The organism is Zhenhengia sp., assembly GCF_046966505.1.
Taxonomy (GTDB): domain Bacteria; phylum Bacillota; class Clostridia; order Lachnospirales; family Cellulosilyticaceae; genus Zhenhengia; species Zhenhengia yiwuensis.
Genome location: NZ_JBKVCH010000002.1, coordinates 90,531 through 103,379 on the forward strand (window position 1 = coordinate 90,531; position 12,849 = coordinate 103,379).

Consider the following 12,849-nt stretch of genomic DNA (forward strand, 5'->3'; position numbering starts at 1 on the left):
TATGTTCAAATTTATATCTTAACTCCTTCATATACATTTAAGAATGTTAATTTTGCACTCATCCTAAATTTTTCATTCTAATAGTGTATATTTTTATTAATCTTTATGAACCGTCCCTATTTCTTTAAATAATTCCATGGGGAGGTGTGGCTGCCGTTGATGCGGACTTCAAAGTGGCAATGATTACCTGTAGAACGTCCGGTGCTGCCAATTTTGGCTACTTGTTGACCTTTACTTACTTGATCACCTACATCAACTACTACAGAGGAATTATGTCCATATATAGTTACAATACCGCTTCCGTGATCAATCATAACTGTGTTACCAAATCCATTTACCCAGCCAGCTACAATAACTTTACCGCTTGCTGCTGCATTAACGCGTTTGCCATATGGCGCGGGTATATCAATACCTTGATGAAACTCTGGAATCTTTAGTACAGGATTTTCACGTGGATTATATTCTGAACTTATTCTATAGTATCCTGGCACAGGCCATTCAAACTTTCCACCACTATATTTTACTGTGCTATTCTCCGTCAGCCTTTTAATATCTTTTTCCAACTGTTTAGAAATAGCTTCCATCTCATCGATTTCTGCATTTAAACTATTTGCCTTAGAATCTTTCGCCTTAATTTTAGCATTTTTATCTGCTCGCATGCTTTCTAATTCTTTCATAGCTGAGCTTTGGTTAGCATATAGTTTCTTAATTTCAGCTTCTTCTTGTTCAAGTGTTTGCTTTTTATTCTCAATCACTTTTTCTTGCTGTTTATATTCTTCTAAAAGCTGATTATCATATTCCGAAATAACTTTTATGTATTTAGTACGATTAAGCAACTCACCTAAACTTCCTGATGAAAAAATCAGCTCTATGTAGCCAGATTTTTTATTTTTATACATCTGAGCCATACGCTCTTTTGTAGCTTCATACTGATACTCTTTTTTCTTTATAGCATCGGCTAATTCATTTTCTGCTTTTTGTACCTGAGCTTTCTTTGTTGCCATATCCTTTTCAATGGCTAAAAGTTTTTCTTCAGCATTTATAATCTTTCTATCAAGCGCATCTACTTCTTTTTCTAGCTGCGCTTTTTCTGCTTCTACTTGTTCAAGCTGATTCTTGGAATTTTTAATGCTTTGCTGAGCAGCCTCTAGCTCGTCTTTCTTCTTGCTTATACTTGAAGCCTGAAGTGGCATAATACTTACCGCAATAATAGTCATCCATACGACTAATTCATTTCGTTTCATTCTATGCCTCCTATACCTTAAGGTGTTTACGGATGGCGATCGCACTGCCTATCATGCCGATCCCTACACCAATAGCAACAAAGATAGGAACAAGCCCTTGCATAATTTGTGCACTAGGTACAAGATGCATTCCACCCATAAAACTTCCTAATGAATCTCCCATAACCTCTATCAAGAACTGATACCCTTCTTTAATAGCATAGATAGGAATCATACAGCCAATAATCCCAATAAGCACACCTTCCACTACAAAAGGTAAGCGGATAAAGGCATCTGTAGCGCCTAAATACTTCATAATATTAATCTCTCTACGTCTTACATAGACAGTTAACTTAATGGTATTAGTAATCAAAAGAAGTGCAATAATAACTAAGCATCCAATAATAACAGTAGATACAAGCTGAATAGATCTATTCACATTCATAAAAATCTTAGACTCATTTTTAAAGTATTCTACTTGTAATTCTGGTACTGCACTTAATTTGGCTACAACTTGATCTTGATTTTCTATTTGATCTACTTTAATTTCAAAAGAAGCTGGTAATGGATTATCATTTTTAAACTGCTCAAACAGCGTATCGTTTTCTTGCCCCTGCGCGAAAGTTTTAAGCGCATCTTCTTTAGATACATAAGTCACCTCATTGACATGAGGCATATTCTTAATGAGAGCTGCAATCTCTGTAAGCCTTGCTTCCTCTATTTCTTCATTAACATAAGCAGAAATGCCTAGCTGCGTCTCTACTTGATGCATAATATACTCAATATTTTTAGCTATGGAGTAGGACATACCTAAAATGAGGAGGCACAACACTATAGTCCCTGCGGATGCAAGTGCCATAAGACGATTTTTCCATAGCCCAAGAATCCCTTCTTTAAAGAGATACTTGATGGTATTCCATTTCATCCTCATAGCCCTCCTCATAGATGTCTTTTACAATCATACCGCTATTTACTTCTATCTCACGTTTTTTCATCACGTTTACAATTTCTCTCTCATGTGTTGCCACAATAACTGTAACCCCTCTTAGATTAATGTCTTGAAGCAAGGTCATAATCTCCCATGATGTTGCTGGGTCTAAATTTCCTGTCGGTTCGTCTGCAATCAAAATAGGCGAATTATTGACAATAGCACGTGCAATGGCTGTACGTTGCTGTTCCCCCCCTGAAAGTTCATGTGGGTAACATCTTGCTTTTTTAGCCAATCCTACAAGTCCAAGTACAACGGGCACAGCTCTTCTAATCTCTTTATTAGTTGCCTGTACAACTTGCATAGCAAATGCTACATTTTCATAGACTGTCTTATTTGGCAAAAGCCTAAAGTCTTGAAAAACAACTCCAATGTCTCTTCTTAAATACGGAACTTGTCTACGTCTTAGCTTGGTAATCTCTTTATTATTTATACTAATTTTACCATGTGTAGGTTCTATCTCTTTTAGCATAAGTTTAAGTAAGGTGGATTTGCCTGAACCACTATTTCCTGTAATAAAGACAAATTCTCCTTTTTCAATACTTAGTGAAGTGGGCTTAATCCCTACTGTTCCATTAGGATAGGTTTTAGAGACATTATTTAAGTAAATCATTTGGCTCCCCCCACTTTATAGCTTCCCAGTATTTTGTCTCTCCATATATTCCATGTACTGGCTTACCATAATTGTAATCTTAAATACAATAGCATCGTCGAATTTTCTAAGGTCGAGACCTGTCATTTTAAGAAGTTTATCTAAACGGTACACAAGTGTATTTCTATGGATATAAAGTTGTCTTGATGTTTCTGACACGTTCAGACTGTTTTCAAAGAACTTATTTACAGTCATAAGTGTTTCTTCATCGAAGTTTTCTACTTTTTTACCTTTTAAGACTTCTTGAATGAACATTTTGCAAAGTGGTAATGGTAATTGATAAATGATACGACCAATTCCTAATTTTGAATAAGTTGAGATATGATCTTCACAATTGAAGATTTTACCTACCTCAAGTGCCATACTTGCTTCTTTATAAGAGTTAGAAACATCTTTAAGATCAGATACAATTGTACCTACTGCAATATGCACGTTGCTCATAGCTTCTGCAGTTAATGTATCATAAATCATTTTTGAGTAAGTATCTACTTCTGTTTCTTCCCCTGAATTTACTTCTTTTACTAAAATTACACTACGTTCATCTACTGCTGTTACGAAATCTCTCGATTTATCTGGGAAAATATTTCTTAATACTTCCGAAATATTGCCTTCTTTACTTTGGTTAGATTCAATTAAAATTACTACACGTGGTACAGTATTTTCAATGTGTAATTTTTTAGCACGACTATAAATGTCTACTAATAAAAGATTATCTAAAAGTAAGTTCTTTACAAAGTTGTCTTTGTCGAATCTTTCTTTATAAGCTACAAGTAAGCTTTTAATTTGGAACGCAGCAAGCTTACCTAATTTATAAGCTTCATCATCTGCGCCACTTACAGCAAGTACATATTCTACTAAATATTCATCATAAATTTTAAAATAATGTAAGCCTTGCATTTCTTGACTATCTGCATGTGAATTAATGAAAGCTTCTACTTCTGGTACATATTCTGTTGTACCATTTTCAATAGTTGTTGCTACAATTTTGGCTTCAGCATCTAGTATATTAAAATCACGTCTTGTAATATTCTTAAGGCCGTCAATGGTGTTTTGTAAAATTTGATTCGAAATCACATCTATCAGCTCCCAACTTGTTATCAATTTAAAATAGTTTTATCGCATTATATCTTATTTTATCCTATTTTAGTATAAAAAAAAAGTGGCTAGCCTCCTTTTATCAATAAATTTACACCTTTTTTAGAAACTATTAAAAAAAGCCCACTCTTACGAGCAGGCTTTTTATGCACTAATAAATTAGTTTGTAATTGTAAGTTGTGTTTCAATATCGAAGATATGAACTTTAGTTGTATCGATACCGATAGCAATTGTGCTACCTGGTTTAGCTTTACAGCTTGGGTTAACACGACCTGTTACATTGTGGCCTTCACATACCATGTAAAGGTATGTTTCAGAACCAAGCATTTCTGTTACTTCTACTGTAGCAGAAATAACTGCGAATTTAGCTTTTTCATGATCGCCTACTGTTTCCATATCTGCCATATGTTCTGGACGGATACCCATCATAACTTCTTTACCTACGTAGTTACCAGCTTTTAATTTTTCAGCTTTTTCTTGTGGTAATGCAACTGTAGCATTTCCGAAAGCAAGAGCTAAATCTGAACCGTTAGCTACTACTTTAGCTTCAACGAAGTTCATTTGTGGTGAACCGATGAAACCAGCTACGAATAAGTTTTCTGGTTTTGAATATAATTTAGTTGGTGAATCAACTTGTTGGATGATACCATCTTTTAATACTACGATACGTGTACCAAGTGTCATAGCTTCTACCTGGTCATGTGTTACGTAGATGAATGTTGTTTGAAGTCTTTGGTGTAATTTAGAGATCTCTGTTCTCATTTGTACACGAAGTTTTGCATCAAGGTTTGATAAAGGTTCGTCCATTAAGAATACTTTTGGTTCACGAACGATAGCACGACCCATAGCAACACGTTGTCTTTGACCACCTGATAATGCTTTTGGTTTACGATCTAAGCATTGGTCAATATCAAGGATTTTAGCAGCTTCTGTAACACGACGTTCAATTTCGTCTTTAGGTGTTTTACGAAGTTTAAGACCAAAAGCCATGTTGTCATATACTGACATATGTGGGTATAAAGCGTAGTTTTGGAATACCATCGCAATGTCACGATCTTTTGGAGCAACATCGTTACATAATTTATCACCGATCCAAAGTTCACCTGAAGAAATTTCTTCAAGACCAGCAATCATACGTAATGTAGTTGATTTACCACATCCTGATGGACCTACGAAGATGATGAATTCTTTATCTTGAATATGAAGATTGAAATCTTTTACTGCTACGAATCCATTTGGATAACGTTTGTAAATATTATTTAATTTTAATTCTGCCATGATTTTTCCCCCTTGGCTTAATGTGATCTTATTTGTGATTACCTATGTGCAAAAACACAATACTTATTTAATAATATAAATATACTATATTTTAGGAGTCCATGCTATTCGCTATTTCTCTAAAATCCCTAATTTTATTTTAGTTAATAGTCCTAAAAGTATTTTACATTTATTGGAAATACCCTCAATCCTAAGCATGTTTTTATGTCATATTCTACTCCATATAGCTAACCTGCACCGTAAATGCATTAACTTCCCCATAATTTTGTTACTTTTTATGGTACTTCTCTTTATAGACTTCCATAACAAATTTAGGAAGCACCAACATACGTTTTGCACGTGTTGGTTGCATCATTAAGCGATAGAACCACTCGAGGCCTACTTTTTGGAAGAACTCAGGTGCTCTTTTTACAACGCCTGCCATACCATCAAGGCTACCTCCTACACCAATAGCCACCCTAATATGAGGCAGCTGATCTTTGTATTTATCCATCCATAATTCTTGTTTTGGTGCCCCTAATGCTACAAGTAAAATATTGGCATTACTATTGTTAATCTCTTCAATAATAGCTGGAATATCCTCTTCTGTAAAATATCCATCATGTGTCCCTACAATTTGAATACCAGGATAAGTGCTACGCATTTTCTCCGCTGCTAAATCAGCAACTCCTGGTTTACTCCCGAAGAAATAATAACGATATCCTTTATCCACAGCTTGCTTCATTGTATTTTGCACAAGGTCAAATCCTGCTACACGCTCTGGTAAACTATTTTTTAAAATTTTTGAAGCAAGTACAACACCAATCCCATCTGGCACAATTAAATCTGCACGTTTCATAACGGCTTTAAACTCTGGATTATCCTTTGCCAGCATGACAATCTCAGGGTTTGGAGTAATAACAGTATGATACGTTGTAGAGTTTACAAATTCACTGATACGTCTTGTTGCTTCCTCCATGGTGATACGGTCTACTGGGACATCTAAAACATTAATAGTATCTCTCATGTTTACCTCCTAACCAAGCAGCTGCTTAATATATTCTGCTGGCAATTCTACTTTTTGTTCTTTCTTTTGGTTCATTTTGAAAATACGTTCTTTTTCCTCTTCAAAATTATCCACAAGTCTATCAATATATTCTTTAAGTCTTGTAACATTTAAGTTATCCACATCTACACAATATGGCGCATTCACTTCATTTAAGAAGCTTGCAACTTTTGGGTCATAAGAAAGACCAATCATTGGCACACCTACTGCATGAGCCATAATGAGACTGTGTAGTCTCATACCTAATATAAAATCAAACTGAGATGTATAAGCTACTACTTCATCAATAGTCATTTCTTGACTAATGACATGAACATGTTCACCAAGATCACTTGCAAGCTCTTCTGAAATACTTAGATCTTCCTTATGATACATTGGCATAAGATAAAGGTCATATCCCCTATCTACTATATATTTTGATACCTCTTTTAGCTTATCCACAAGTTCCTTGTCATTTTTCCAAGGCCTAATATAAATCCCTACTTTTTTGCCTGCTACAAGATTTGGTGCAAGTTTATCCACAAGTTCTGGTTTAGCTTTAATACCAAGTACTGGATCTATGGTAACTGTAATCGGTGCTTTCTTTACACCTATTGTTTCAAGAAGGGCTTTAGACCCTTCATCTCTTACAAAAATTTGAGTTACTTTATTCCCTACTGTTTTAACGAGCCATTTACCTAGACCTTTAGCAACCGGACCTACGCCTTGTGAATAGAACACTACAGGCTTTTTGTAGAACTGAGCTATTTTAACAATGCCTAGGTAATAAGGAATAACCTTATTACTTGTTACATCTTGTAGCAGACTTCCGCCGCCACTAATAAGTAAATCACTTGCTTTAATAGCTTTTGCAATCTCTTTAATCTGCCATCTATTAATGGCCTGTACACCATAAAAAGCCTTTGTCTGACTTGGTGCGTTAGATAATACTATAATGTGTACATCTGGTATATGCTTACGAAGTGCTGTAACAATGGATGAAAGTACTGCTTCATCCCCAATATTGTTAAAACCGTAATAGCCTGAAATAACTACTGATTTTTTACGATCCATTTATTCATCACCTTGCCTAATAGTTTAATCACATATATTGCTATCATACCAATTATTAGGCCAAATACAATACCGTAAGCACTTCTTATGAGAGAAATCATAACAGGTGTATGAATATGTGCATAAGTGTTAACTAAAGAAATTTGACCAATAATACCGAGTACAAGTAATGGAATATATTTTTCTTTATAACCGTAATAAAGCATAATAATCATAGCTGGATGTCCAATTAAGAACTCTTTTGTTCTTGGTCTTACACCAAGTGTTGTATCAAGGAACTGTCTAAAGGCAAGTTCAAAGCTTGAAATACTGCCTGTATTACCTGTTCTTGATGTATAAATCATAAGCCCAACAGCTGCAATTCCAAGTAAACCTAATGCAAGATAAGTTACTTTGTTACTTAAAAGCTCTTTGTAATACTTAAAATCTAAGCCATGTCGTTGGTAGTAAGCAATCGCTACAACAAGAACAATAGGAAGAAGCATGGCTACTTTTACACCTGCAAAAATATCAATGCCTAAGCCAAAGCTTGTACGAGAAATCGTACCAATAATAGTAAGGGCACCACCAAATGAAATGGCACATACTTTAAGGAAGGTTAAGATAGTATCCTTCATAGAACGCTCATTGACATCTAAGATACTCAGTACACCATAAGTTGGGAAGATAACTGCCCCAAAGAGTGCCATGAGTTTAAGACCTAAGTTTGGTGATAATTTAAGAAGTCCTGCATATCCAATAAGACCTAATGCACCTAAGATATAACCTACCTTTATCATCTCCATGTGATCTAATAGAAGAACAAACATTAAGATCGATGCAATCCCTGCTAAAATACTTAAAACATAGTTACCTACTGGTAAGTTATAAGGCTCTACAGCATCTGCTACGGTATAACCTTTGCTCTCTGCTAAGACTCTAAATGTTTGAATGTTTGTTGCTAAGAAGTTTGCATCTTTTTGAATATCTAAAGTATTTGGCATCTTAAATAAGAAGACACGTAAGTTACGTTCTGTAAGGGCTAACATATAACGATCCATAAGTCCGTCTGTTGTATATTGTTTAACTTGTGCATCGGTTACAGTATGAAGTCTTTCTACACCGAAAGCTGTACCATTTTCACTACTTGCTTTTGCCAAGCTACCAAAGCCTTTTTGTTTTTCGGAAAAGAACTCTACAAAGCCTAAGCCATGTTTTTTAACCATTTCAATAATTTGAGAATTGCTTGGTTCTACTATACTACTATCTGCAAAGTAGATACTACCTATGTTAGGAATAGCTTCAATCTGCGCAATAAAGCTTGCAATAGATTCATCAGATACATGGTCCCAAGATTTAACTTGTGGTAAAATCACATAACCTAAGTCTGCGGCAATTTGTAAGTCTCCATAGTTATACCCTACACCTAATGATGTTAAGATGCTCATAGGCACTGTTAACTCAATATAATCTTCGCCATCAATAACAGCTTTATACGCACTAATACCTTTAAGCGTTAAATTATTATAAATTAAATCAAAAGCCTCTTTGTCGTAAGCTTCGATATAGATGTTAGAACGTTTAATATTTTCGCTATCTGGGTATACTTTTTCAAGTTCATAACCTTCATAGACAGTTGCTCTACCTTGTTCTTTAAAATTCATAAAGTCGCTTCCTGCTGCAGGAATAACTGTATTTTCTCTTACAAATAAAGCATTTGCACCTAAGTCCTTAAACTTCTTCAGTACATTCTCAATTGGTTCATTTGTCTGTTTCGCAATATTTAATATATCATTATAGCGAATAGCAATTTGTATATCTTTATAATCACTTTCCACATTAACACGTTTTACACCTACAAATACGCATATCAGTAGGGATAAAATGATTAAACTACTTATTATAATTTTCGTCTGATTTTTCATTTCTTCCTCCGTATGAATCCATTATTATTGGATATTATACCCGCCTCGAACCATAACTATTAAGTCTTTTGTAGCATAAATACCTCTGCCATCTTCTCTTGGAATAATCACTAAATGATATTTAGGAATTTCACTTCCACCTAATAAATCTGTTCCTTCTGTCATATCTTGAAGGCCACCACCATCACTTGCAAGAACCTGTCCATTTCCAGAGCGTACAATAATCTCTGTTCCTTGTTTACCTACAATGCTTTGTCCTGCTGGTACTGTTACAACCTCATAGCTGCTACTTTCTTCTTTACCCATATTATTAATTTCTTGTGTTAATAAATCAATCATACTTGCTTGTACTTCAACTGTCTTTTGTAATTGTGTAACTTTGCTGTCTACATAGCTTTTTGTTACTAGTGGATCATTAGAGCTTCCTGCATCGCCTTTAGCAGCATATACACTTGAACCTACTACAAGTGTAGCAAGCATAATCATACCAAGTTTCATTTTTTTTGTCATGGGTAGATCCCTCCTTTGTTTATCCTTCGCTTTGTCTTATAGATTTTTATTTTATCGTTTTATTTTATCGTTTTATTTCATCAAGTTCTTACTTGATTCTTTTACTCTTTACTGTCCTATACTTTTTTATAAACTTTTCATACCTACACCTTTTAGACTTATGAATCTAGTATCCTGTATCTTTTAAATTGTAAAAAATGGGGAGGGTATTGTAACCACTCCCCACTTTTTACATCATTGATTCAAATGTATAGTAAATCTGTCCATCTACAACTTTGAAGAGTAAATATTCACTATCTGTAAGTTTATCTGTTGGTGTAGCAAGGCCATTTAATCTTATGTATCTAATACCTTCTTCAAGTTGTACTTCTTTTGTCTGGCCTCCAGTTGTTACGACGAAGATGTTTTTACCAGTCTTTGCTTTATAATCTTTAAGATAATCATGAAGTGCCTGTCCTTCTCTCGCATCATTAAACTGCGTAAGTGGGTTTCTACTCATGACTAAAATAATATTGTTTGCCTGTGCCATCTCTAAGGACTGCTTCAACATATTCCACTGACTAGCACTTGTTTGACGTATACCACCACCATCTGTTCCTGCAAAAATGAATTCTATATCTTTAAAGGCTACATCACTATAGCTATTTGCATATGTATAGAGTTCTTTTGTAATGGCTAGTGGTAAGTTGCTACTTGATGCCTGTATAATAGCTGATGCATCTTTATTAAGCTTATCTGCCATCTTCTTAAGCGTTTCTTCACTATGTGTTAGACCTGTAAGAGCTGTTGGACCTGTTACTTTAACCACATACTGATTTCCTACTGGTGCTTGAAGGCTTGGCTTATAAAGTGGGTCAAACTGATAATCTAAGCGTGTACTTGTCCCTGCTAAATCTCTTTGCCCTCTTGTAATAGAAACATGGTCTATATAAATTGCACTTGTACGTTTCTGTGTATTACCTGAAGTATAAGCATAAAGCTTTGTCATTTTAGCTGGAAGCTTCATATCTTCTGGTAAGTTGACACTCATATACTTCCATCCTTTATGACTTAAAGAATCAGCTAATTTTAAATAATGAACTTGCTCATTTGCATCTTCAACCTGTACTTTCAGTGTATCGCCTTGTCCATTAGCATAAATCCACATGTTAAGGCTTCTTGCATCCTCTGGAATAACTACTGGCTTCTCAAATACTGTATAAGCAACTTGTTTATTGGCATCTTTATTAAAGGTATAAGTCATTTTAATGGCTTGATTACCGTGGTACTTAATTTCTTTAGAGGCCTCTACTTTTCCTTCTACAGCTTTACTACTTGCTGCCCATTTACCTGTAGTCTCTTCAAAAGACTCAAGAGCTACTGTTGTCTCACCTACTACTACATTAAGTTTACCTGTAACACCCGCATAGGAAGCATTTAAACGGTCTACACTACGTTTGGTACTTGTTATGCTATTACCAACTGCAGTTACTTGACCACTCTCACTTGTCCACTTAATCTTTTCTGGTGTAATAGGTACTTTATAGCCCTCTTGGTCTACACCATATACCTGAACCTGCTTTGTAGTCTGCTCATCCATTTGCAACGTAGCGGGTTCTATAATTAAACCTGTTGGCTTTGTTACTTTAATCTCAGCTGTTCCTGTCACATCCCCTGCTGTTACCATAATAAGGGCATCACCTTCTGATTCAGGTGTGAAATTAAGACCATTAAAATTGCCTGTGACACCAGCTACCTGAATGCTTACATCTTTACTACTTAAAACTACCGAATTTCCATTCTCATCTACACCTTTTAGTATAAGTGGAACACTCTCTCCTACAAAAGTACGTTCTCTTGAAGGCTCAATAATTATTTTAGCCAGTTCACCTTGTGGCCTAGTTGAAAATACACCTATACCATTCGCTACATTTCTTTGCGAACCACCTGATGGCTTATTTTGAAGCGTAAGGTTCATATCTCCCTCATTTCTTACAACCATAGTTGTAGAGCCTCCACCATCTAAATACATAGCATCTTTAGCACCTAGTTCTTGTAAAATCTTAATAAGATCTGTGTGGTTCGCACCTAAAGACTGATTGGTTCTACCATCAATGGTAATCAGTAACACTTCATTTGGTGTATAAGTATTAGCTACAATAGTACGAGGTTCTTTTTTATCTCCAGATACTTTATGAGCTTGACCTTGGTAGGCTTGTCCATTTTTAAGAATAAGACCACCTCCGCCAATACCCATTTGTAAGTCACTAACTGACTCTACAATTTCATTATTAAGTGTAATAACTTGCTGGAGTACGATTTCACTACCTTCTTCTAAATAAGGTATGTATTTACTAAAAGTATCGCCGCTAATCATAATAGCGTAGGCGTCTTTTGGTATTTCTACTACTTCATTTAATCCTGATATGTAACTGACTGTATCCTCTTCAATAAGAACAGTATAAAGGCCTACTTGCTGATACTTGCTAATAAGTGCTGCATTATTTACATAGTAAGTTCTATCAATAACAAAAGGTGTTCGGATACTAGATGGTGTTTTATTATAACTTGATAAATCAAAAGCTTTTTGTCCATCTGTTTCTACCCACATTTTCACACTATAGTAATCCATAGAAGCCTGACCTTCTTCATCTACTATAAGCGTTCCCATATATTTTTGTGGTCCTAATGTGTAGTAGTCATTATGATAAGCATTGTTAAGGCTCCCCTCACTAATAGAAGGCCCAAATGCCGGTGTCTTTGTACTCATATCAAAGTAGTCTGCATTAACTGCTGCTAAGGCACCTGCACTAGTCGCTAAATTCATAATTGTATTACGTTCTCCTAAAACAGAAGACTGTATAGGCTTTAATACCACATTATCATTACTTAAATCAATTCTTAAGATATTTAAATCTTGCCAGCCACTATCTGTCAGCACTTGTTTAGAAATATGTGTTGCCCCATTTGTTACAGTTTGAGACTGAGTAATCTCATGGAGTACTGCACCATAAGTGCTATAAGTACTTCCTAAGGCTACACTCCCTATCATAAAAGATAGTAATAATTTTCTTGCCTTCATTTTGTTCCCTCCTTAACTGCCCTCTTTATAATTTATTACT

The 12,849-nt window shown here is 35.2% G+C and carries 10 protein-coding genes; all 10 read right to left on the minus strand.

Annotation, left to right across the window (positions count from 1 at the left end):
* Positions 1 to 116 precede the first annotated feature (116 nt).
* The 10 genes from ACLTBU_RS02870 to ACLTBU_RS02915 all read right to left on the minus strand — a co-directional run bounded on the left by ACLTBU_RS02870 (position 117) and on the right by ACLTBU_RS02915 (position 12,809).
* Positions 117 to 1,244: a murein hydrolase activator EnvC family protein gene (locus ACLTBU_RS02870; protein WP_412217470.1), complete on the minus strand. Its 1,128-nt coding sequence runs from the start codon at positions 1,242 to 1,244 to the stop codon at positions 117 to 119.
* Positions 1,245 to 1,254: 10 nt separating this feature from the next.
* Positions 1,255 to 2,148, minus strand: a complete 894-nt coding sequence (gene ftsX / locus ACLTBU_RS02875; protein WP_177670779.1) for a permease-like cell division protein FtsX — start codon at positions 2,146 to 2,148, stop codon at positions 1,255 to 1,257.
* Entirely contained in the window at positions 2,117 to 2,824 is a 708-nt protein-coding gene (gene ftsE / locus ACLTBU_RS02880; RefSeq protein ID WP_177670777.1) for a cell division ATP-binding protein FtsE, read from the minus strand. The genes ftsX and ftsE overlap by 32 nt, the downstream gene beginning before the upstream one ends.
* Before the next feature lie 15 nt (positions 2,825 to 2,839).
* Entirely contained in the window at positions 2,840 to 3,937 is a 1,098-nt protein-coding gene (locus tag ACLTBU_RS02885) for a PucR family transcriptional regulator (protein ID WP_177670775.1), read from the minus strand.
* Between the two features lie 180 nt (positions 3,938 to 4,117).
* Positions 4,118 to 5,236 carry an ABC transporter ATP-binding protein gene (locus tag ACLTBU_RS02890; RefSeq protein WP_177670774.1) on the minus strand — a complete coding sequence of 373 codons (1,119 nt, stop codon included), beginning with the start codon at positions 5,234 to 5,236 and terminating at the stop codon, positions 4,118 to 4,120.
* A 268-nt stretch (positions 5,237 to 5,504) separates the two neighbouring features.
* Positions 5,505 to 6,242 carry a WecB/TagA/CpsF family glycosyltransferase gene (locus tag ACLTBU_RS02895; protein ID WP_177670772.1) on the minus strand — a complete coding sequence of 246 codons (738 nt, stop codon included), beginning with the start codon at positions 6,240 to 6,242 and terminating at the stop codon, positions 5,505 to 5,507.
* Between the two features lie 9 nt (positions 6,243 to 6,251).
* The gene (csaB, locus tag ACLTBU_RS02900; RefSeq protein WP_249332630.1) at positions 6,252 to 7,334 is read right to left on the minus strand and encodes a polysaccharide pyruvyl transferase CsaB; all 1,083 of its coding nucleotides are present in this window, start codon (positions 7,332 to 7,334) and stop codon (positions 6,252 to 6,254) included.
* Positions 7,313 to 9,238, minus strand: coding sequence for a DUF5693 family protein (locus tag ACLTBU_RS02905; protein WP_412217477.1), 1,926 nt, complete (start codon positions 9,236 to 9,238; stop codon positions 7,313 to 7,315). Before ACLTBU_RS02905 ends, csaB begins: the two co-directional genes overlap by 22 nt.
* 24 nt (positions 9,239 to 9,262) lie before the next feature.
* Positions 9,263 to 9,748, minus strand: a complete 486-nt coding sequence (locus ACLTBU_RS02910; protein ID WP_177670766.1) for a hypothetical protein — start codon at positions 9,746 to 9,748, stop codon at positions 9,263 to 9,265.
* Between the two features lie 229 nt (positions 9,749 to 9,977).
* Complete coding sequence (locus ACLTBU_RS02915) at positions 9,978 to 12,809, minus strand: phosphodiester glycosidase family protein (protein ID WP_412217480.1); 2,832 nt, start codon at positions 12,807 to 12,809, stop codon at positions 9,978 to 9,980.
* Positions 12,810 to 12,849 lie beyond the last annotated feature (40 nt).